The sequence below is a fragment of the Streptomyces sp. MMS24-W38 genome (assembly GCF_059889265.1).
Genome location: NZ_JCBCPP010000001.1, coordinates 5,139,242 through 5,159,095, shown reverse-complemented (window position 1 = coordinate 5,159,095; position 19,854 = coordinate 5,139,242). Strand labels below are relative to the sequence as shown.

The 19,854-nt window shown below is 71.1% G+C and carries 21 protein-coding genes and 1 pseudogene; 8 read left to right on the top strand and 14 right to left on the bottom strand.

What is annotated here, in order from left to right; genetic code table 11:
* Positions 1-103 precede the first annotated feature (103 nt).
* Both uvrB and AC6F7H_RS22440 read right to left on the bottom strand, forming a co-directional pair.
* Positions 104-2,239 carry an excinuclease ABC subunit UvrB gene (uvrB, locus tag AC6F7H_RS22445; RefSeq protein ID WP_500758703.1) on the bottom strand — a complete coding sequence of 712 codons (2,136 nt, stop codon included), beginning with the start codon at positions 2,237-2,239 and terminating at the stop codon, positions 104-106.
* 62 nt (positions 2,240-2,301) lie between these two features.
* Positions 2,302-3,180, bottom strand: a complete 879-nt coding sequence (locus AC6F7H_RS22440) for an MHYT domain-containing protein (RefSeq protein ID WP_500758702.1) — start codon at positions 3,178-3,180, stop codon at positions 2,302-2,304.
* A gap of 326 nt (positions 3,181-3,506) precedes the next feature.
* Between AC6F7H_RS22440 and AC6F7H_RS22435 the strand changes: the two genes are divergently transcribed.
* Both AC6F7H_RS22435 and AC6F7H_RS22430 read left to right on the top strand, forming a co-directional pair.
* Positions 3,507-4,379: a glycerophosphodiester phosphodiesterase gene (locus tag AC6F7H_RS22435; RefSeq protein ID WP_500758701.1), complete on the top strand. Its 873-nt coding sequence runs from the start codon at positions 3,507-3,509 to the stop codon at positions 4,377-4,379.
* A gap of 90 nt (positions 4,380-4,469) precedes the next feature.
* Entirely contained in the window at positions 4,470-5,033 is a 564-nt protein-coding gene (locus AC6F7H_RS22430; protein ID WP_500758700.1) for a methylated-DNA--[protein]-cysteine S-methyltransferase, read from the top strand.
* 18 nt (positions 5,034-5,051) lie between these two features.
* On the opposite strand, the gene AC6F7H_RS22425 is transcribed toward AC6F7H_RS22430, so the two are convergent.
* Positions 5,052-5,480: a VOC family protein gene (locus AC6F7H_RS22425; RefSeq protein ID WP_109380050.1), complete on the bottom strand. Its 429-nt coding sequence runs from the start codon at positions 5,478-5,480 to the stop codon at positions 5,052-5,054.
* Positions 5,481-5,588: 108 nt separating this feature from the next.
* On the opposite strand from AC6F7H_RS22425, the pseudogene AC6F7H_RS22420 reads away from it, so the two are divergent.
* Positions 5,589-5,957: pseudogene (locus AC6F7H_RS22420) on the top strand (pseudouridine-5'-phosphate glycosidase); the annotation flags it as partial.
* A gap of 4 nt (positions 5,958-5,961) precedes the next feature.
* On the opposite strand, the gene AC6F7H_RS22415 reads toward AC6F7H_RS22420, so the two are convergent.
* Both AC6F7H_RS22415 and AC6F7H_RS22410 read right to left on the bottom strand, forming a co-directional pair.
* On the bottom strand, positions 5,962-6,390 hold the full coding sequence (locus AC6F7H_RS22415; RefSeq protein ID WP_500758699.1) for a CBS domain-containing protein: 429 nt from the start codon (positions 6,388-6,390) through the stop codon (positions 5,962-5,964).
* Positions 6,391-6,564: 174 nt separating this feature from the next.
* Positions 6,565-7,197 (bottom strand): nucleoside/nucleotide kinase family protein, encoded by a 633-nt coding sequence (locus AC6F7H_RS22410; protein ID WP_500758698.1) that lies wholly within the window; start codon positions 7,195-7,197, stop codon positions 6,565-6,567.
* Positions 7,198-7,388: 191 nt separating this feature from the next.
* Here AC6F7H_RS22410 and AC6F7H_RS22405 point away from each other — a divergent pair, with 191 nt between their 5' ends.
* On the top strand, positions 7,389-7,877 hold the full coding sequence (locus tag AC6F7H_RS22405; RefSeq protein WP_500758696.1) for an anthrone oxygenase family protein: 489 nt from the start codon (positions 7,389-7,391) through the stop codon (positions 7,875-7,877).
* Positions 7,878-8,044: 167 nt separating this feature from the next.
* A complete protein-coding gene (locus AC6F7H_RS22400; protein ID WP_500758695.1) occupies positions 8,045-9,568 on the top strand; it encodes a glutamate synthase subunit beta in 1,524 nt (507 codons plus the stop codon).
* Between the two features lie 74 nt (positions 9,569-9,642).
* Here AC6F7H_RS22400 and AC6F7H_RS22395 read toward each other — a convergent pair whose 3' ends face one another.
* From AC6F7H_RS22395 to AC6F7H_RS22385, 3 genes are all read right to left on the bottom strand, one after another.
* On the bottom strand, positions 9,643-10,446 hold the full coding sequence (locus AC6F7H_RS22395; protein ID WP_500758694.1) for an SAM-dependent methyltransferase: 804 nt from the start codon (positions 10,444-10,446) through the stop codon (positions 9,643-9,645).
* Positions 10,447-10,566: 120 nt separating this feature from the next.
* Positions 10,567-10,848, bottom strand: a complete 282-nt coding sequence (locus AC6F7H_RS22390) for a DUF397 domain-containing protein (RefSeq protein WP_202278730.1) — start codon at positions 10,846-10,848, stop codon at positions 10,567-10,569.
* Positions 10,849-10,878: 30 nt separating this feature from the next.
* Complete coding sequence (locus AC6F7H_RS22385; protein WP_363035887.1) at positions 10,879-11,739, bottom strand: Sco1979 family transcriptional regulator; 861 nt, start codon at positions 11,737-11,739, stop codon at positions 10,879-10,881.
* Between the two features lie 224 nt (positions 11,740-11,963).
* Between AC6F7H_RS22385 and AC6F7H_RS22380 the strand changes: the two genes are divergently transcribed.
* Complete coding sequence (locus AC6F7H_RS22380) at positions 11,964-12,683, top strand: ATP-binding protein (RefSeq protein WP_500758693.1); 720 nt, start codon at positions 11,964-11,966, stop codon at positions 12,681-12,683.
* 14 nt (positions 12,684-12,697) lie between these two features.
* Complete coding sequence (locus tag AC6F7H_RS22375) at positions 12,698-13,108, top strand: hypothetical protein (RefSeq protein ID WP_500758692.1); 411 nt, start codon at positions 12,698-12,700, stop codon at positions 13,106-13,108.
* Here AC6F7H_RS22375 and AC6F7H_RS22370 read toward each other — a convergent pair.
* On the bottom strand, positions 13,098-13,304 hold the full coding sequence (locus tag AC6F7H_RS22370; protein WP_500758691.1) for a DUF8839 family protein: 207 nt from the start codon (positions 13,302-13,304) through the stop codon (positions 13,098-13,100). The two genes, AC6F7H_RS22375 and AC6F7H_RS22370, sit on opposite strands and share 11 nt — an antisense overlap.
* Positions 13,305-13,451: 147 nt before the next feature.
* Complete coding sequence (locus AC6F7H_RS22365; protein WP_500758690.1) at positions 13,452-15,335, bottom strand: FUSC family protein; 1,884 nt, start codon at positions 15,333-15,335, stop codon at positions 13,452-13,454.
* 647 nt (positions 15,336-15,982) lie between these two features.
* Between AC6F7H_RS22365 and AC6F7H_RS22360 the strand changes: the two genes are divergently transcribed.
* Complete coding sequence (locus AC6F7H_RS22360) at positions 15,983-16,447, top strand: DUF3592 domain-containing protein (RefSeq protein WP_500758689.1); 465 nt, start codon at positions 15,983-15,985, stop codon at positions 16,445-16,447.
* Between the two features lie 90 nt (positions 16,448-16,537).
* Here AC6F7H_RS22360 and AC6F7H_RS22355 read toward each other — a convergent pair whose 3' ends face one another.
* The 4 genes from AC6F7H_RS22355 to AC6F7H_RS22340 all read right to left on the bottom strand — a co-directional run bounded on the left by AC6F7H_RS22355 (position 16,538) and on the right by AC6F7H_RS22340 (position 19,831).
* Positions 16,538-17,341, bottom strand: coding sequence for a hypothetical protein (locus AC6F7H_RS22355; RefSeq protein WP_500758688.1), 804 nt, complete (start codon positions 17,339-17,341; stop codon positions 16,538-16,540).
* 507 nt (positions 17,342-17,848) lie between these two features.
* Complete coding sequence (locus AC6F7H_RS22350) at positions 17,849-18,313, bottom strand: hypothetical protein (protein ID WP_500758687.1); 465 nt, start codon at positions 18,311-18,313, stop codon at positions 17,849-17,851.
* 215 nt (positions 18,314-18,528) lie between these two features.
* The gene (locus AC6F7H_RS22345) at positions 18,529-18,999 is read right to left on the bottom strand and encodes a hypothetical protein (RefSeq protein WP_500758686.1); all 471 of its coding nucleotides are present in this window, start codon (positions 18,997-18,999) and stop codon (positions 18,529-18,531) included.
* Between the two features lie 19 nt (positions 19,000-19,018).
* Positions 19,019-19,831 (bottom strand): hypothetical protein, encoded by an 813-nt coding sequence (locus tag AC6F7H_RS22340; RefSeq protein ID WP_500758685.1) that lies wholly within the window; start codon positions 19,829-19,831, stop codon positions 19,019-19,021.
* Positions 19,832-19,854 lie beyond the last annotated feature (23 nt).

The following is a 19,854-nucleotide window of genomic DNA, read 5'->3' as shown; positions in this document are numbered from 1 at the left end:
ACCCTACGCAGGGGCACTGACGGTGACGCACCCCGGTCCGCACTTTGTGTCGGTCTTGCAACACAGTCCGTGCGGGGCGGAGAACCGCACGGGCCCGGCGCCGTCAGGACAGGCCGGCCTCTCGCATCTGGCGCAGTTCCTTCTTCATCTCGGAGACCTCGTCGCGCAGCCGGGCCGCGATCTCGAACTGGAGGTCGGCGGCGGCTGCCCGCATCCGCGAGGTCAGCTCCTCGATCTGCTCGGCGAGTTCGGCCGCGGGGCGGTCGGTGGGCACCGGCTCGGCGCCCTTGGCCCTGCCCTTCGCACCCTTGGCGCCCTTGCCGAGCGCGGACACGGGGGCCTTGGCCGCGCCGCCGTCCTTCTTGGCCTTGCGGTAACCGGAGTCGAGCAGCTGATCGGTGTCGATGTCCTCGCGGGCGATCTGCGCGACGATGTCGTTGATCTTCTTGCGGAGCGGCTGGGGGTCGATGCCGTTGGCCTGGTTGTAGGCGACCTGCTTCTCCCGGCGGCGGTTGGTCTCGTCGATGGCCTTCTCCATCGCCGGGGTGATCTTGTCGGCGTACATGTGGACCTGGCCGGAGACATTGCGCGCGGCCCGGCCGATGGTCTGGATCAGGGATGTGCCGGAGCGCAGGAAGCCCTCCTTGTCGGCGTCGAGGATCGCCACCAGGGACACCTCGGGCAGGTCGAGGCCCTCCCGCAGCAGGTTGATGCCGACGAGGACGTCGTACTCGCCGCTGCGCAGCTCCCGCAGCAGCTCGACCCGGCGCAGGGTGTCGACGTCGCTGTGGAGATAGCGCACCTGGATGCCGAGTTCGAGGAAGTAGTCGGTGAGGTCCTCGGCCATCTTCTTGGTGAGCGTGGTGACCAGGACGCGTTCGTCCTTCTCCACGCGGGCTCGGATCTCGTGCACCAGGTCGTCGATCTGGCCCTCGGTGGGCTTGACGACGACCTCCGGGTCGACCAGGCCGGTGGGGCGGATGATCTGCTCGACGACCCCGTCCGAGCGGGAGAGCTCGTACGGGCCGGGAGTGGCCGACAGGTACACGGCCTGGCCGATGCGCTCCTGGAACTCCTCCCACTTCAGCGGGCGGTTGTCCAGGGCGGAGGGGAGCCGGAAGCCGTGGTCGACGAGGGTGCGCTTGCGCGAGGCGTCCCCCTCGTACATGGCGCCGATCTGCGGCACGGTGACATGCGACTCGTCGATGACCAGGAGGAAGTCCTCCGGGAAGTAGTCCATCAGGGTGTTCGGCGGGGAGCCGGGGAGACGGCCGTCGAAGTGCATCGAGTAGTTCTCGACGCCGGAACAGCTGCCGATCTGGCGGAGCATCTCGAGGTCGTAGGTGGTGCGCATGCGCAAACGCTGGGCCTCCAGGAGCTTGCCCTGCTTCTCCAGCTCGGCCAGGCGCTCGGTGAGTTCCTTTTCGATGCCGCCCACGGCCCGCTCCATGCGCTCGGGACCGGCGACGTAGTGGGAGGCGGGGAAGACGTACAGCTGCTGGTCGTCGCTGATGATCTCGCCGGTGACCGGGTGGAGCGTGGAGAGCGCCTCGATCTCGTCGCCGAACATCTCGATGCGGACGGCGAGCTCCTCGTAGACCGGGAAGATCTCGATGGTGTCGCCGCGGACGCGGAAGGTGCCGCGGGTGAAGGCCAGGTCGTTGCGCGTGTACTGGATGTCCACGAAGCGGCGCAGCAGCTCGTCCCGGTCGAACTCCTCGCCGACGCGGAGCGGCACCATGCGGTCGACGTACTCCTGCGGGGTGCCGAGGCCGTAGATGCAGGAGACGGAGGCGACCACGACGACGTCGCGGCGGGTGAGCAGGGAGTTGGTGGCGGAGTGGCGCAGCCGCTCGACCTCCTCGTTGATCGAGGAGTCCTTCTCGATGTAGGTGTCCGACTGCGGGACGTACGCCTCGGGCTGGTAGTAGTCGTAGTACGAGACGAAGTACTCGACCGCGTTGTTCGGGAGCAGTTCGCGGAACTCGTTGGCCAGCTGGGCGGCCAACGTCTTGTTCGGCGCCATCACCAGGGTGGGGCGCTGGAGCTTCTCGATCATCCACGCGGTGGTGGCGGACTTGCCGGTGCCGGTCGCGCCCAGGAGGACGACGTCCTTCTCACCGGCTTCGATGCGCCGGGCGAGGTCGGCGATGGCCGCCGGCTGGTCGCCGCTGGGCTGGTAGGGGCTGACGACCTCGAAGGGCGCCACCGTGCGTTCGATCTGGGAAACGGGCCGCATGCCACCCACCGTACGACCCGTCACTGACAACGGGTGCCGGTCAGCCCGGCAGAGGGCTGCGGTCAGCGCTTCTGTGAGGTGCGGGAGCGGTGCTCGACGGGGCCGCGGGTGCGCGGCCGAAGACGGGTCGGGAAGGAGGAGGCGGAGGAGGAGTGGTGCCGGTGGTGGGCGGGGACGCCGGGCTTGTGCTCGGCGGGGGCCGGGCTGCGCCGCCCCATGATCAGCAGCGGGTCGAAGATCACCACGGCGCCGGCCAGGACGAGGAGGACGAGCGGGCCGAGCATCATGGGCGCGAGCAGGGAGGCCGCGGACTCTCCCTCGGCGGGGGCGGCCGTTCCGTGGACGTGGACCTCCAGGGCGGCCATGCCGGTGTAGTGCATGCCGGTGACCGCGAGGCCCATGACGAGACTCGCGCCCACGCTCCACAGGAAGCCTTTGGCCTGTCCGGCCGCCCACAGGGCGGCGGTGGCGGCGACCATGGCGATGGCGACGGAGGCGGCGACGGTGAGCGTGTCGTACTCCAGCGTTCCGTCGAGGCTCATGCTGGCCATGCCCAGGTAGTGCATGGAGGCGATACCGAGGCCGGTGATGGTGCCCCCGGTGAACAGCGGCGTCCCGGTCGCGCCCCGGTAGCCGACGATGAAGATCCCGATGCCGACCATGACGAGGGCGACGCCCAGGCTGGCGAGCGTCATCACTCGGTCGTAGTGGATGGGCGTTCCCTCGATCGTGAAGCCCATCATCGCGATGAAGTGCATCGTCCATATGCCGGAGGCGATGGCCGCCGCGCCCAGGGCCAGCCAGCCGGGGCGCCAGGACCGGGCCACGACGAGGGGCCTGGTGGCGCACCGCAAGCCCAGGGCACCACCGAGGCAGGCCATGAGGAAGGCCACCACCGGTGTGACCATGCCGTAGCTGAATCCGTCGACCGTGCTCTGCATGCGCGGCTGCCCTTTCCCGCCGTTTGCGTCCCGGAATCGTGTGTCGTGAACCCCCCTCCCAGGACCGCTCGGCGGTCAGGGTTGACGCAGAGAGTATGACCGCCACCGGAACGGCCGAACGACTGTCCGGGCAAAGAAACACACCCTTGCCTCACTTGTGCGGCTCCAGTGTGCGGAGTTGGGACAAGGCCGTTCAATTCGTGGTCATCCTGCACCCGTCCCGCGTTGACCTTCTGCTGTCAGAGTTGAACTGTCCGTGTTGCTTGAGATGTCCGAAATATCTGAAATGACCGGAACGTCCTGACCGCTCGACGCGAGGAGTCCGCATGCACATGCGCGCCGTTGTCGCCTCGACCACCGCGCTCCTGGGAACCACCGCCCTCCTGCTTCCCCTCTCCCCCGCGCGTGCCGCCGGCAGCGGCACACCGCCCGTGGTGGTCGCCCACCGGGGCGCCTCCGGATACGCGCCCGAGAACACACTGGCAGCCGTCGACGAGGCCGCCGCACTCGACATCGAATGGGTGGAGAACGACGTCCAGCGCACCAAGGACGGTGAACTCGTCGTCCTGCACGACGACAGCCTGGCGCGCACCACGAACGTCGAGACGGTCTTCCCCGGCCGGTCGCCGTGGAAGGTGAAGGACTTCACCGCCGCGGAGATCGCCCGCCTCGACGCGGGCAGCTGGTTCGACCCCGTGTACGCGGGCACGCGCGTGCCGACGCTGGAGCAGTTCGTGCGGCGCGTGGAGCAGCACGACCAGAAGCTGCTGCTGGAGCTCAAGAGCCCGGAGCTGTATCCCGGCATCGAGCAGGAGACCTTGAAGGTCCTGAGTAACGAGGGGTGGCTCGACCGCGCGCATCTGAGCGACCGGCTGGTCGTGCAGAGCTTCAGCGCGGACAGCGTGCGGACCGTCCATGAGCTGAAGCCCGGGGTGAAGACCGGTTTCATCGGTGCGCCCCCGATGAGCGACCTGCCCGCGTACGCGGACTTCGCCGACCAGATCAACCCCCCGCACACCTCGCTGTCCGGCGCCTACGTCGCGGCGGTCCAGGCCTTCCACGGACCGCACGACAAGCCGCTGGAGGTCCTCACCTGGACCGTGAACGACGCGGCGGCGGCCCGGCGGGTCGCGGGATTCGGGGTCGACGGGATCATCAGCAACAAGCCCGACGTGGTGCGGGACGCGGTGGACGACTGATGGCTGACGGCCCACCGCACGGTGCCCTTCGCGGTTCTTCGCGGTTCTTCGCGCCCGGCGTTGTCAGTGGCGGGTCGTACGGTGGGGCGCATGGACAGCCATGGGCAGTACGAGCAGCGGGTCGTGTGGGCGGTCGTCGGCACCGGCATCGGCCCGCTGCTGCTGGCCGCGACCCGTGAGGGCCTGGTCAACGTCGTGTTCCACGCCACCGACGAGGTGCGCGACGGCGCGCTGGAGCGGCTGGCGTCCCGGCTCGGCACCGAGCCCGTCGAGGACCCCGGCTCCCCGCTGCTGACCGAGGCGATACGCCAGGTCGAGGCGTACTTCGCGGGCGAGCTCCACGACTTCGACCTGCCGCTGGACTGGTCGCTGGTCTCGGGGAACTCGGGCTTCAACCGCGAGGTCCTGCGGGAGCTGGCCTCCGGTGTTCCGTACGGCACGGTCGTCGGGTACGGCGATCTGGCCGGGCGGGCCGGTCAGCCCGGCGGCGCCCAGGCCGTCGGCATGGCGATGGGCGCCAATCCGCTGCCGGTGGTCGTGCCCTGCCACCGGGTGGTGGAGAGCGACGGCGGCATCGGCGGGTTCGGGGGCGGGGTGGAGACCAAGCGCCGGCTGCTCGCGCTGGAGGGTGTGCTGCCCGAGCCGCTCTTCTGACGGGCTCGTCAGTCCGCGTCAGTCGTAGTGGCGCGCTTCGAGCACGTTGCCGTCGGGGTCGCGGAAGTAGAAGCTGCGCCTGGCCGGGCCGCGCGCCCCGAAGGAGTCGTGCGAGAAGTCCGTCACCGGTACGGAGCGTTCCGCGAGGCGGCCGCGCAGTGCCTCGAAGTCGTCGGCGGGCAGGGACAGGCAGACGTGGTTGACGGGGTGGCCGGAGCTGTCGGCCGCGCCGGGGAGCATCGTCATCCGTTCCGCCATGGTGAGCGGCATGAGGTCGAGGAGGGTCTCCTCGTTGACCCGTACCGAGGGGAAGGGCACCTCGCCCGCGGCGAAGTCGGTGAGCCTGACCGGTTCCAGGCCGACCGCCTCCTCGTAGAAGCCGGTGGCGGCGATCGGGTCGCGCACCCAGAGGACGACGTGGTCGAGACGTGCCGTGCTGTCCGTCATGGGTCCCAGGCTCCGTGACGTGCGTGGCGGGGCGCAAGAGGTTTGTCCCGGCGCCCGGCCCGCCAGGATGGGGGAGGAGCGACAGACGGGAGACGGCGCGTGACCCTGATGGTGTCCGAAGAGGTACGGGAGGCCATCGCCGCGCGTCGGCCGGTGGTGGCCCTGGAGTCCACGATCATCGCGCACGGGCTGCCCCGGCCGCGCAACCTCCGGGTGGCGACGGAGCTGGAGGCGGCGGTGCGGCAGGGGGGTGACCTACCCGCCACGATCGCGGTGCTGGACGGGTGGCCCCGGATCGGCCTGGACATGGAGCAGCTGGAGCGGATCGCCAATGAGAACGGCATCCGCAAGCTCGGCCATCGTGATCTGCCGCTCGCGGTGGCCTCCGGGGCGAGCGGCGCCACCACGGTGTCGGCCACCGCCCTGCTCGCGGCGCCGGCGGGCGTACGGGTCTTCGCGACCGGCGGGCTCGGCGGGGGGATCAGCCGGTCGCGGTCCTGGCGTAGACGTTCTCGGCCCAGGTGGCGAGCTGGTCGTCCGTCAGGTTCCGGGCGAGGTCGGCTTCGCTGATCATGCCGACCAGGCGCTTGTCGTCGATGACGGGAAGCCGGCGGATCCGGTGCGTCTCCATCTCCTGGAGGACCTCGCTGATGTCGGCGTCCGCCTCGATCCAGCGCGGTGTCCCCTTGGCCATCTCGCCCGCGGTGGTCCTGGCCGGGTCGTGGCCCATGGCGACGCAGCCGACGACGATGTCGCGGTCGGTGAGAATGCCGCAGAGCCGCTCGTTCTCGTCGCTGATGGGCAGCGCGCCGACGTTCAGGTCGCGCATCAACTGGGCTGCGCGGTCGAGCGTCTCGTGGGCGGGGATCCACTGGGCGCCGCGGTGCATGATGTCTCCGGCGGTGGTCATGAGGTGCCTCCCGATACCGGACGGCCGGCGCGGCACGGGACGCACCGCGAGTACCGGCGCTCTCCATTGTCCGCCGCACCACCCGGGCCCCGCACTTCCGCCCGGCCCCGGCCCCGGCCCCGGCGCGTGTGCGCACGACGCCCCGATCCGCGACGTCCCGGCCACCGCCAAGTCTCAACCGTGCCAGGCCGGATGGCGGGGGTCGTCGGCGCGCACCAGGACGTCGGCGGTACCGGCCGGGTCGGTCTCCTGTTCGTAGCGCTCGAAGGCGGGCAGGATCCAGTGCCCGGTCTCCGGGGTGCGACGGCGCAGGGCGCCCGGGGAGAGCGAGACGTGGACGCTCAGGTCGAAGGGGAACCAGTGCCGCAGGAGGAGCGGGCCGTGCAGCAGCAGTACGCCGCCGGGCGGCAGCGGGACACGGGGGCTGCGGGTGGCGCGGTCGGTGACCGGGTCCCACAGGTCGGGCAGGACCCGCCCGCTCCCGTCCGGTTCGAGGGGTCCGAAGACCTCACGCCAGAGGGCTCCGGTGTCGTACCAGCCGTCGTAGTAGGACTCCGGGTCCTGACGGCCGTGCTCCAGCCGGACCGAGGCGGGACGCAGGAAACCGTCCGCGCTCACGACGAGGGAGGGGCGCCCGAGGACGCGCAGGGACGCGGCGACGCGTTCGGCGAGATCTCCGGGCCGGCCGGCCGGGGCGCCGTCGAGGGCGACGCGCGGCCAGGGGCTGCCGTCGGCCGTCCGCAGCGTCGTCAGGCGCTCGGCGAGGAGGTCGCCGAGCCGGTCCCAGGTGATCGCTTCGAATCGCACACGGCCATGATGCGCCGTCCGACGGCGACGACACCCACCTGCTCCGGGTTCTCCGCCGGAGGCGCGCTGGACGTCCGCGTATGGTCCCGCGACGCTCGGCCATGGGCACCGGGCCCGTGTCCGGCTTCACTGGTGGTGGCGGTGGGCGGCGGGGAAGGATCCCGACCGCCGGACGGGCGGGAGTCGACGACGTGATCGAGGGACCATCCTCCGGGCTGACGGTGCTGACGGTGCTGGGGGTGCTCGGAACCGGGCTGGTGGCGGGGGTCTTCTGCGCCTTCTCGGCGTTCGTGATGAGAGGGCTCGCGACGTTGCCGCCCGCGCGGGGCGTGGCCGCGATGCAGTCGGTCAACGTGGCCGCGGTGCGGGCGCCCTTCATGCTGGTGTTCCTCGGCTCGGCACTGCTGTGCGCGGCGATCGCCGTGGTGGCCTCGGTGAAGTGGCCGGACGAGGGCGCGGTCGGGCTGCTGGTCGGCAGCGCGCTGTATCTGTTCGGCGGGTTCGGGGTCACCGTGGCCGCGAACGTGCCGCGCAACGACGTGCTGGCCGGGCTGGCCCCGGGCACCGCCGAGGCCTCCGCGTACTGGGCCGCCTACGTGCGCGAGTGGACGCTGTGGAACCACGTGCGCACGGCCGCCTCGGCGGGTGCCGCGCTGTCCTACGTACTGGCCCTCATCTGACGGAGGCGAGAAGCACTGCCCGCAGGCCTGCGTGCGCGCATGAGCAGTCGTATCGTGGCCAAGGAGCAGAGCGCCGGGGAGAGCGCACCCGAGGGGTGCCGCCCCACCGCCGAGGAGCGCCGCCCCACGACGCCTGGCCCGTCACCGCGTACGCAAGGAAGACGGCCATGGCCGATCCCAAGGGTTTCCTGACCACGCCGCGCCAGGACCGGCCGCGCCGACCCGTCGAGGAGCGGGTCCACGACTGGGACGAGGTCTACGTCCCCGGCGCGCTGCTGCCCATCGTCAGCAAGCAGGCCGACCGCTGCATGGACTGTGGCGTCCCCTTCTGCCACGAGGCGTGCCCGCTGGGCAATCTGATCCCCGAGTGGAACGACCTGGTCTCGCGCGAGGACTGGCGGGCCGCGGCGGAGCGGCTGCACGCCACGAACAACTTCCCCGAGTTCACCGGCAGGCTCTGCCCGGCGCCCTGCGAGGCGGGATGTGTGCTGGCCATCAACCAGCCCGCCGTCACCATCAAGGACGTCGAGTGCGCCATCGCCGACCGCGCCTGGGCGGAGGGCTTCGCCGCACCGGCCCCGCCGGACCGGCTCTCCGACCGGACGGTGGCGGTGATCGGCTCGGGTCCCACCGGTCTGGCCGCGGCCCAGCAGCTGACCCGGGCCGGTCACACGGTCGCCGTGTACGAGCGGGACGACCGGATCGGCGGGCTGATGCGGTACGGCATCCCCGAGTTCAAGATGGAGAAGCGTCATCTGGAGCGGCGTATCGAGCAGATGCGGGCCGAGGGGACGAAGTTCCGTACGTCCACGACGGTCGGGCGCGATGTCGACGCCGCCGAGCTGCGGGCGCGTTACGACGCCGTGGTGATCGCCACCGGGGCGACCGCGTGGCGTGAACTGACCGTACCGGGGCGGGAACTGACCGGTGTTCACCAGGCCATGGAGTACCTGCCGCTCGCCAACCGGGTCTGTGCGGGGGACCTGGAGAAGTCCCCGCTGTCCGCCGCGGGCAGGGATGTCGTCATCGTCGGGGGCGGCGACACGGGCGCCGACTGTCTGGGCACGGCCGTGCGGGAGGGAGCGGCGTCCGTGACCCAGCTGGACATCTACGAGCGGCCGGGCGCCGTTCGCGACGAGGGCACCGAGCCCTGGCCGACGTACCCGAAGCTCTACCGGCTGTCCCCCGCGCACGAGGAGGCCCGCGCCCTGCGGACGGCACCTGCGGTCGCTGAGAACGCTGGGAACACTGGGAACGCAGAGAACTCCGACGTGCGGCTGTTCGCGGCGTCCACGCTGCGCCTCACCGGCGACGCGGACGGGCGGGTCCGGGCGGTGCACCTGGTCGAGGTGGACGCGGAACGCCGCCCCGTACCGGGCACCGAACGCGTCCTCCCGGCCGACCTCGTCCTCCTCGCGCTCGGCTTCTCCGGACCGGACCGGTCGGACGGGCTGGTCAGCGGGCTCGGTCTGGAGCTGGAGCCGCGCGGCACGATCGCGCGCGACGCCGGCTTCGCCACGAACGTGCCGGGCGTGTTCGCGGCGGGGGACGCCGCCCGTGGGCAGTCGCTGATCGTGTGGGCGATCGCCGAGGGCCGGGCGGTGGCGGCGGCCGTCGACCGTCACCTGACGGACGGCACCACCCGTCTCCCGGCTCCCATCGGCCCGTACGACCGCCCGATGAGGGCATGAAGCGCCGACGGGAACCGCCCCGGACAACCGGCGACCGACGACCCGCGCGAGCTGCGGGCCCCGCGGCCCCCGGCCTACGCCTTGCGCCCCACCGCCCCGTACCCCGGGATCACCCCGTCGTCCTGGCCGGGAACGGGCTCGCCCAGCTCGGGGTGCCACAGGTGGGGCACCTGGACACCGGGTTCGACCAGTTCGAGGCCGTCGAAGAAGCGGGTGAACTCCTCGCGGGAGCGCAGGGCCAGGGTGACGCCCGCGGCCTTGAGCTTCTCGGTGGCCGCCTTCGACTCCTCGGGGGTGAAGTCGGAGGTCGCGTGGGAGATCACCAGGTGGCTGCCGGAGGGCAGGTCGGCCAGGAGCCGGCCGACCAGCTCGTGGGCGCCGTCCTCGTCGGAGACGAAGTGCAGCAGCGCGATGAGGGAGAGCGCGACCGGCTGATCGAAGTCGAGGATCTTCCGCGCACCCTCCAGGATGGCTTCCGGCTCGCGCACGTCGGCCTGGATGTACTCGGTCACCCCCTCGTCGGTGCCGCGCAGCAGCGCCCCGGCGTGGGCCAGCACGATCGGGTCGTTGTCGCAGTAGACGACGCGCGCCTCGGGTGCGATCTCCTGGGCGACCTGGTGGAGGTTGGGCTCGGTGGGGATGCCGGTGCCGATGTCGAGGAACTGGCGTATGCCCCGGCCGGCCAGCCAGCGCGTGGCGCGCTGCATGAAGGCGCGGTTCACCCGGGCCATCACCGGCACTCTCGGGTCGAGGGCGAGCATCTGCCGGCCCATGGCCTCGTCGACCGGGTAGTTGTCCTTCCCGCCGAGGTACCAGTCGTACATCCGCGCGGTGTGCGGCTTGCTCGTGTCGATCTCGACGGGGGGCTGCCCGGTCATGACGAACTCCGTAAGTGTCTGCAACTGTTAGTGATCAATTTCAGGGCCGAACCAGGGTGCGGGGGGGGCAAGCAACATCGGCTGTACGCCGGGAGGCAACAGTAGAACGGTCAACAAGCGTCAGGACAGCAGGAAATCCGCCTCTCCCGCCTTCGCCCCCTCGATGAAGGCCGTCATCTCGGCCGATGTGTAGATGAGCGCCGGTCCGTCCGGGTCGGTGGACTGCCGTACCGCGATCCGGCCGTCGTCGAGCTTCATCGCCTCCAGGCAGTTGCCGCCGTTGCCGCCGCTCCACGGCTTGTGCCAGCCCTCGCTGCCCAGCTCCCGCGCGGGCATGCCGTTGTAGATCCGTTCGGTGCGCACCCGCGGCCGGGGCAGCGGGAGGGAGGAGCCCAGTGCCATGGACAGGGACAGGGACGTGAGGTGGTTCATTCACAGCTCCTTGCGGAGATCCCTGAGGATCACCTTCGTGCGATGTGCTGAGGCGGCCTGCGCCGCCATGCGGTCCATGACCTCGAGGTGGGTCGCCACCTCGGTGCGCGCGTCCAGGTAGACGGCGCCGGTCAGGTACTCGCTGTAGACCATGTCCGGCAGTTCCGGCATGCCGAACCGGAACAGCACGAACGGCCCGTACGTGCCGGGGTGCGGGCCGCCGGCGAACGGGGCGACCTGCAGCGTCACGTTGGACATCTTCGTGGCGTCGAGAAGTCTGTCGACCTGGGCACGCATCACCTCCGGGCCGCCGACCGGGCGGCGCAACGCCGTCTCGTCCATGACGACCCACAGCCGGGGCGCGTCGTCACGGGTGAGCAGTTCCTGCCGTCGCATGCGCAGGGCCACGTGGCCCTCGATGTCCTCGGGACTGGTCTGCCCGATGGCACCCGAGCGCAGCACGGCACGCGCGTAGTCCTCGGTCTGGAGCAGTCCGGGGACGAAGTGGGGCTCGTAGCTGCGGATGAGGGTGGCCGCGCCCTCCAGGCTGACGTACATCGAGAACCAGCCGGGCAGGATCTCGTGGAAGCGCTGCCACCAGCCGGGCCGGTTGGCGTCCTCGGCCAGTCGCACGAAGGCGTCGGTCTCCTCGTCGGAGACGCCGTACGCCTTCAGCAGCAGCTGGAGGTACGGGATCTTGAGCGCGACCTCGGCCGTCTCCATGCGGCGGATCGTGGCGGGAGCGACGTGAAGGACGCGGGCGGCCTCCTCGCGCTTGAGGCCGGCGCTTTCCCGCAGATCCAGCAGCCGCCGGCCGAGGACGACCTGGCCGACCGTCGGCGCGGACCGCGGTTCACTCACGCTCCACCTCCACGAAAAGGACTCCTGACAGCCCGGCGGCGCCAATCCGAGAGCTCCTCGAAGATCCGGCCACTCATTGGAACGTTTCTTCGTCAGCCTCAACTGGCGCCGTGCGGGATGCTGTTGCGAGCAGTGTGCCATGGCCGTCCAGACCGTCACACAGCACTCTGGATTTTTCAGAGTGATGCTTGCCAAGTGTGCACGGCGGGGCGATAGTGGCAAGCGTGATTCCGCCCGCGCCCTTAGAAACAGACGCCGCTGCGAGCCTCTCCGGCCCCGGCCCCGCCCCGGGAGCCGCCGACGCCGCGGGGGCTGCCGCCCAGCGCCGGTTCCGTTTCGAACTGGCCGCCCATCCGGGTTCTCCCGCGCAGGCCAGACGCCTGACGAGGGCCCGGCTGACCGGCTGGTCGGTCGGCGCGGACACCTGCGACACGGCGGCCCTGGTCGTCTCCGAGCTCGTCACCAACGCCATCGTGCACACGGCCGGCAGCCACATAGTCTGCGAGCTGCACGACGGCGACGACCTGGTGCGCATAGCCGTGCGGGACGAGGGCTGCGGCCCCGACCAGCCCCGGGCGAACACCCGGCAACAGCCGGAGGACGAGCACGGCAGGGGCCTGCTCCTCGTCGACGCCGTGTCCCACGCCTGGGGCGTCCGTGAACACGGTCCCGGTCTGCTGGTCTGGGCCGACCTGCCCCGCAAGGTGGACAAGGCGCGCCCTCCCGACGAACCGCACAACGACCTCGGCTGGGGCGAGCGGCCCAAGCCGGACCCCGCCGGCGGCCCGGACGGCGGCCCGGACGTCGAGGAGTCCCAGCAGCGGCACCACGCCGAGGCGGCCCCGAGGCCCGCGGCGGCCGCGATGTCGACGGCAGCCCCGCACACACATCAGCGCGAGTACGTCCCCGCGCGTCGGCACGGCCTCGACGGAGGACGGATGTGACGGGCGCTCGCACCATGAGCCTGAACACGCTGGTCCGCCTCCAGCGCGGGCGGCACGCCCCAGCCGTACCGCCCCGGCGGCTGCCCGTCCCCGACGGGATGACGGCGCCGATGGGCTGCGACGCGGTGGCGGTACCGGCCCGCTTCGGACCACTGGTCATGCCCCGGCTGCCCCGGGTGGGGTGCGTCTACGCCGACGAGGCGCACTGGTGGTGGCTGGTTCCGTCCGATTCCGACTACGCCCTGGAGTGGCCCGCACCCTCGCGCTACGACACCGGCGCCCTCGTGCCGGACGCCCCGCACCTCCCCGACCTGATCCACCGCCCCGACTGCACGCTCCCGTACACCCCGCCGATACCGCTTTACCTGGCGGTGTGCCGCCTGACGGACACCACCCCGAGCTGGTCCCGCCCGATCACGGCCTAGGCACCGGGTCCCACGCGGCCGCGTGGGCGCCGCCGTCGCCGCTGCGGACGATCACCAGGAACATGTCGGTCGTGAGGTCCATGACGACCTCGGCGGGCAGGCCCTCCAGACGCCTGGCCCGCGCGAACTCCTCCGCCGGCCAGGACCCCCGCGGCCCGCCCGCGGGAAAGCGTTCAAGCACCGTTCTCCCGTTCACCTGCTGCCTCCCGTTCGGCGTCGCACTCGTAGAGTCAAACGCCGACGACAGGGGGAACGCCTCGCCCGGTGACGCCACTGAGACCTACTCGTCACCCGTTCACCGTCAGAAGCGGGCGACCTCGGTGCGCCGGGGGTCGCCGGCCGCTCACGGCCGCACGGACCGTGCCCCGTCATCGGCTCGCCCGGCGACGGGCGGCTCCGGCAGCCGGACCCCGACGCGCTCGCGGCGCCGGTCGAGGGCGTCCCGGAGTTCGGCGAGCTGCTCGGCGTGACGGGCGTCGAGCCGTCCCGTGTCGTCGAGGTGGACGGCGCAGGCGGTGGTGGTGTCGACGAGCCGTTCGAGGAGTGCGGCGAACTCGTCCGCGCCGTCGGCGTGCCGGGCGAGCGCGGGCAGCTCCGCGGAGGCGAGCGCGATGGCGCCGCGGGCCTCGGCGAGGGCTCGGTAGGCCTCACGGCGCAGGACCCAGCGGGCCGCGCGGTCGCCGGACCCGTCCAGCACATGGGCGAGGTACGCGTGCGCGGCCTCCCCCGCTTCCGTGAGCCGGACCCGGATGGCGCCGCCGCGCCGCACGGGCATCGGCAGGTGTCCGACGACGAGCACGATGCCACAGGCCAGCAGCGTCTCGCCGATCCGTGCCACGGAGGCCTGCGGTTCACCGCCCACCATCACCAGGGCGAGCACGAGCACGGTGATGACGGTGGTCTGCGCGGCGAAGTGCCGGGCGGCGACCGGGATGAGCGCCCCGCTGACCGCCACCAGCGCGATGAGTCCTTCCGGCCGGGGCAGCACGGCGGCGAACCCGGCGAACAGGAGCGCCCCGAGCACGGTTCCGGCAGCCCGGTTCAGCACCCGCGAGGCGAGCGGTCCGAGGTCGGGCTTGACGAGGAAGACGGCGGTGACGGGCAGCCAGTACCAGTACTCGTGTTGTCCGTACCAGCCGTGGTACAGGGCCTGGGCGACGGCGACGCTCACGCCGAAGCAGAGGGCGACCCGCAGGCCGTACTCCTGTCCCCGGGGGCCGAGGAGGGTACGGGTGAGAGCGGCGCGGGACCGGCGGCGCGTGTGCAGGTCGCCGCCGTCGGCCCGGTCGAAGGCCACGGCGGCGCGCAGGAGGGCGTCGTCGAGGGCGCGCAGCGCGGGGACGGACCGGGAGGGTGCGGGCAGCGGCCCGCAGGGGACGCCGCCGCGTACGGCGACGGCGAGCCGCCGGGGCCCTTCGGACGCGCGAGCCGGTACGCCCTCCCCCGCCCAGGCCAGCGCGGTCGCGGCCTCCGCCAGCGGCAGCGCGGCGGCGTACTGCGCGTGCAGTCGCCGTTCGGCCGCGGAACCGGCGTACCGCCGCAGCCGGGGTCCGGCGAGCGCGTCCTGCGCGTGGTCGAGGGCGGCGGTGAGTGCGGCGCGCCGCGCGGTGGCGGCGGGTGAGCCAGCGGCGTCGAGCAGCGCGGCGACGGCCTCGTACACGCCGGCCACGGCATGCCGCTCGCCGTCGAACCGGAAGTCTCCCGCGAGGGACCCCGGAGCGGGCAGCGCCAGCCGCAGCAGGAGCAGCCACGCGGCTCCGGCGAGGAAGGCGAGCGCCCGCTGCCCTCCGGGTTCGGGCAGGGGCATTCCGGCGCCGACGGCGGCCCCGACGAGCAACTGGATCCCGGCGGCGGAGCCGGTGGGACTCAGCGCGCTGACTGCGCCGGCGACCAGCCCGCACCCGGTCAGGGTCAGCGTCAGCGGTACGGCCGGGAGGTGGTCCCCCGCGTACGTCCCGACGAGGAGTCCGGCCGCCCCGGCGAGCGCGGGCGCTCCGATCCGGCTGACGGAGGCGCGTCGGCTGCCCGGCCGGTCGTTGAGCCCGGCGAACATGGCGCCGATGGCGGCGACGACGCCGAGGGTGGGCCGCCCGGCGAGGACGGCGGCGACCAGCAGGGGCCCGCCGCCCAGTACTCCCCGCGTGACCGCGCTCCACGGGACCGGTCCGCGCTGGGCTCGCAGGGCATGGGCGAGCCAGAGGGGTACGGCGGGCGTGGTGCGGGACACGGTGCTCCAGTCGTCTCGTCGGGGGCGGGGCGGGCTCGCGGGCGACGGTGACCGGGCTGGGGACGTGGTGTCCACCGTAAACGGGATTGTCAAAGGGAAGGGAACAGTCTCGTTTCCGGGATGTGACGATGCGAGCGAAAGGGGTGTTCCCGAAGGAACACGGTCCGCGATGTGCTTGTTCCGTGGGATTCCCGCAGGACCGGGGTCACTCCTCCGTCGTGTGCTCGGTCATGTACTTTCCTCCAGTGCTGCCAGGATCGGCGGGTGGATCGTGCCGACGGAAATGAAGCGGCCCGCGGCATTCTTCGGACAGTGACCAGCGCCCCGAACGGGAACCACCACACCCCGCCTCGGGGCACCACCGCCAGTCGTCCGGTCGGCAGTCACCGTCGGCTGCCGCCGGCCGTTTTCCCGTCGGTCACCATGGAAGGCACGTGAGGGTCCGCCGCTGACACGGGGGTGACACGGGCATCGGGTTTCACTGTCGTGAGGCGATGGGTCCCCGGGTGGTCCGCCGGCATGAAGCCGAGAGAGCGCACCTCTCCGTCCCGGTTCGGGGATCTTCCGTGTGACACTTCTACGGGCGCCGTGACCAGGCGCCCACCGTGCAGGTCGTCCCGGCGCGGACGGGACCGGTGGGGGAACTCATGGAAGCTTTTTTCTACGTCATACCCGTCATCGTGATCGTCGGCGTGTCCGTCATGGCCGCCAGGACCATCAGCCGCAGCAGACAGGTCAGCGGCGCCTGGAACCACGGCCTCACGGCCGAGGGGAGATGTCTGCGGACCTACACCAGGACCAGAGACGGCGCGGGGGACACCGGCGTGCGCACCACCCTGCACCACGTCTACGAGTTCACGACCCGAGAGGGGCGCGTCATCCGCTTCGACGAGGCGAACGGCCCGTCGACGGTCGTCGAGGGCGACCACGTCACCGTGTACTACCTCGCCGACAGCCCGGAGCGTGCCACGGCGCACGCCCCGGCCCGCGGGAAGCTCGCCGCGGGGACGGGTTGCGTGCTCGCCTTCCTCGGTGTGGTCGTCGCCGTGTGCGTGGGCTTCATGATGATCGCCCACACCGTGTTCACGGAGGCGGACGGTCTCCTGCCGTAGGACTCCTCCCGCACGACGTGCCGCCCCGCCCCACCGGCCCCGACAAGACCGTACGGGCGGAGTGCGCACCCCTGCCGGAACCGCCCACGCCTACCCCATACCTACGAGGGACACGAGCGCCTTCCCCCACGCTCCGGCCGGCCCCGGCCAGTCAAGAGGCGTGAAGAAGGCCGTGACAAAGAGGAGTAGGGCCACCACGAACATGCATCCAAGGCTACTTTCACTGGCCTTCTGTTCCGAGGCCCTGTCCAACAAGGCAACGCCTACGATTCCCGCGAAAAGCGCGGCCATCACGCACACGCACGCGCCTGTGATCACCGCGACAGTGGTGAACGACGCCAGTTGCCAGAATGTCGCCTCGGTCGCGTAGGCCGCCCGGTTGGCTGTGACGACGAGCATCGGCACCCACGGCGGCAGCATGCAGACCACCCACGCCACGCCGGTCCGTAGCCGCCGGGGCGGGCCGGGCGCATACCCACTCCTGCGCTTGGCAGCAGTCCTCGTCGCCGGGCCCCCCGTGGCGGGGGCACCCGGGGACGAGGAGACGATCGGCTCGGCAGTGACCACTTCCTCCACCGGCGCGGACCGCCGCACCCACTGGCCCTCGATGACCCGCGGTTCGGTTACTCCACCGCCCTGCCCGCAGATCTCCTCACCGAGCTGCCGCAGTTCCTCGCGCACCGCGCCGAGTTCGGCCTCCGCCCGCTCCAGGAGGTCGGAGAACTGCCCGGCGTCCTGCTCGTCCTGCGACAGACCAGAGTGAGCGGGGAAGAAGGCGGCCTGCCGCTCCCGTTCGGCGTCCCGTTCCGCCTGTCGGCGCCGACGGGCCAGCTCCTCCTGCGCCTGGGCCAGCAGCGCCTCGGCCTTGGCGCGTTCCTCCTCGGCCTGCCGCATCGTCGACCGGGCGCCGGGACACCGGCCCCGGACGGCGAGTCGGGCCGGGGCTTACTCCTGGTGGACGCCCTCGCGGACGGCTGGGGCGTCCTGCCCCGCCCCACCGGCCCCGGCAAGACCGTATGGGCGGAGTTCCGCCCACCATCGGAACCACCTGCGCCAACCCGGGCCCACCCAGGACACGACACCCCGCCCCCACGCCCCGGCAGGACCTGGCCGGTCGAGGGGCGTGAAGAACGCGTTCGGGAAGAGCACCAGCAGCGCCGGCGGGGAGACGGCCATCCCGGCGGTGCTGAGACCCGTCTTCGAACCCCTCGGCAAGAGCACGTCATGGACAAGTGCCACTCGACGTCACACCGGCCGGAGCCACGTCGTCCCGGGGCCGGGGTCTCTCGGCGAACTGCAGCTGGAGTACCGAGCCGTGGCCGGCCCGCTCCCCACCATGGGCCACGCCGGGTTCCGTCCCCTGTGGACGGGCGATGGGTCCGGAACCCGGCAGCTGACGGGTCAGTGTGCGGTCCGTCTTTCGAAAGCACGTGCCGCACGGCGTCGCGCCGGAGCGAAGGCATCGATCGAACCGGCTCCCCGGCCTGGGGTCAGGTCCCACATGCGGAGCTTCTTCGCCACGTTCCTGACCTTGGGATGCGAGGGACCGAGAGCCATGTGGAAGTGGGACTCCATCGGCACCTCCTCGTCTCCTCCCCAGGCGACCGTGCCGTCGAGTTCGGCGAGTACGTCACGGATGACGACGAGTTCGTGGGGGTAGAAGCCGCCCCGCGCTCCCATCGGGTACGAACCGGGGCGGATCGCGATCGCCGTGCCGGACAGGTAGTTCGACTGGTACTCCTGCACGATCTCGCGGTTGGTCGTGTGCCCCGTGACGTCCTTCTCCCGCAACGTGTCGATCTCGTAGTGGAAGCGACGGACGACGTGCAGAAGTATGGGGGTCGCGTCCCCACCGGCCACTGACACGGGTACACCACTGCCCTCGGCGCGCTGCACAGGGGCTTTCCCGATGACCGGCCACCCGTTCGCGGAGGTCGCACGGCTCCATGTCGTCGTCTCCGTCTCCGGGTTCTCCGGGGCCTTCGGGGCCGCCACGGCAGGTACCGGCCGCCCCGACTCCCCACAGCGCCGCGCCACCGGCGCAGCCCGCCGTGACTCCGACGAACCGCCGACGAGACAGATCACTTGTAAGGCTGTTCATTCCCTTTACTCCCTCTCTTCGAGCCCGAGATCGACGACATGTCCCGCACACGCGCCACACCCGTCACAACGGCCATGCCGGCACCGGCCGCAGTGAGGAAGGCCAGGGAGGACACGGTGGGGTTGACCCAGGCCGGGACGAGGTCGAATTCCGCATTGCACTTGTTGTGCAGCGGGAACCAGCGATTGGCCTCGTCGGCGTGCCGGGCCCGGTAGTCGTCGTCGTACTTCTGACCGTGCACGATCTGGCAGGTCTCACCGAGTTCAGGTCCGCCGAAAGCGGTGAACAACCCGCAGAGGTAGGCGACAGCCGTGAGGACGGTGCCCAGGGAGGCCAGGGCGCACCATGGTCCGGGCGCCTTCCAGTGTCCCGCCCGACCGGCCCTCACCGCCTTCGTGAGTAGCCAGACGAGACAGACCGCACCCACGGCCAGGTAAAGCAAAATCCACACAGCTGTGCCGCTCCTCTCCCTACTTTCCGTTCGCCGCCCTGAAGGCCCGGGCCCTCGCGTTTTCCTGCCCCATGATCCTCTGGAACGTGTCCGCGTATCCCGAGAGGAATGGGTCGAGCTTGTCCTGCGACAGTTCGGACGGTGCGAGGATTCCCTTTCCGTACTTGACGAAGACGGCATTCCTCAGACCGTTGAGAAGGACCTCCACATCGCCCTCCAGCATCGCGCCGGCGGCCCTCTTGACCATGTCCATTTTGCCGTCGTACCGCTGGTCGTAGAAATCCTTGAAACGGCTGAGGTGGCCCGCTGTGATCGTGGAATTGTAGTGGCGGTGGAAGGTTTCCCTGATGCTGGTGTCGTTCCTGGCCACCGTTCCCATCAGGTAACCGTCCACGTCCTCGATGAGGTCGCCGAAGCTGAACGAGGACGGCACCGAGATGCCCGCCAGGCGATCCTGGCAGAACAGGTAGCCGGAGGCGTACGAGTCGGCGTTCACCCGCCATTCTGAGTAGAAGGTGCACAGGTCGCCGCCCCAGCCGGCGAAGTCGCCGCGGTTGGCCTCCCCTCCACCCGAGTTGCTTCCCTTCCTGACGACCGGGTTGGCGCACGCAGCGAGATGGTCCAGATTGAGGGTGACTCCGTAGGACGGGTCCTTGAAGCTCTTCACCCGCCGTCCGACCTTGCCGTCGGCGAAGGTGATCCAGTCGGGGTCGACGTTGTACAGCAGGTGCTGCCAGCCGCTCGTGAGCCCGTTGTACTGGCGGTATCTCAGGTACTCGCAGACCCTCTCGTCCGCGTTTCCTCCGTACTGCAGGGCCAGGGTCCGTTGCATGATCGGTTCTGTCTGGAACGTCG

What these genes read in the sequence shown, in the direction of transcription:
- AC6F7H_RS22430 (WP_500758700.1), top strand. Translation starts at nt 4,470, where the DNA reads ATGGACAGCCATGGGCAGTACGAGCAGCGGGTCGTGTGGGCGGTCGTC.
- AC6F7H_RS22400 (WP_500758695.1), top strand. Translation starts at nt 8,045, where the DNA reads ATGGCCGATCCCAAGGGTTTCCTGACCACGCCGCGCCAGGACCGGCCG.
- AC6F7H_RS22360 (WP_500758689.1), top strand. Translation starts at nt 15,983, where the DNA reads ATGGAAGCTTTTTTCTACGTCATACCCGTCATCGTGATCGTCGGCGTG.
- AC6F7H_RS22355 (WP_500758688.1), bottom strand. Translation starts at nt 17,341, where the DNA reads ATGCGGCAGGCCGAGGAGGAACGCGCCAAGGCCGAGGCGCTGCTGGCC.
- AC6F7H_RS22440 (WP_500758702.1), bottom strand. Translation starts at nt 3,180, where the DNA reads ATGCAGAGCACGGTCGACGGATTCAGCTACGGCATGGTCACACCGGTG.
- AC6F7H_RS22375 (WP_500758692.1), top strand. Translation starts at nt 12,698, where the DNA reads ATGAGCCTGAACACGCTGGTCCGCCTCCAGCGCGGGCGGCACGCCCCA.
- AC6F7H_RS22425 (WP_109380050.1), bottom strand. Translation starts at nt 5,480, where the DNA reads ATGACGGACAGCACGGCACGTCTCGACCACGTCGTCCTCTGGGTGCGC.
- uvrB (WP_500758703.1), bottom strand. Translation starts at nt 2,239, where the DNA reads ATGCGGCCCGTTTCCCAGATCGAACGCACGGTGGCGCCCTTCGAGGTC.
- AC6F7H_RS22435 (WP_500758701.1), top strand. Translation starts at nt 3,507, where the DNA reads ATGCACATGCGCGCCGTTGTCGCCTCGACCACCGCGCTCCTGGGAACC.
- AC6F7H_RS22395 (WP_500758694.1), bottom strand. Translation starts at nt 10,446, where the DNA reads ATGACCGGGCAGCCCCCCGTCGAGATCGACACGAGCAAGCCGCACACC.
- AC6F7H_RS22390 (WP_202278730.1), bottom strand. Translation starts at nt 10,848, where the DNA reads ATGGCACTGGGCTCCTCCCTCCCGCTGCCCCGGCCGCGGGTGCGCACC.
- AC6F7H_RS22340 (WP_500758685.1), bottom strand. Translation starts at nt 19,831, where the DNA reads ATGCAACGGACCCTGGCCCTGCAGTACGGAGGAAACGCGGACGAGAGG.
- AC6F7H_RS22415 (WP_500758699.1), bottom strand. Translation starts at nt 6,390, where the DNA reads ATGACCACCGCCGGAGACATCATGCACCGCGGCGCCCAGTGGATCCCC.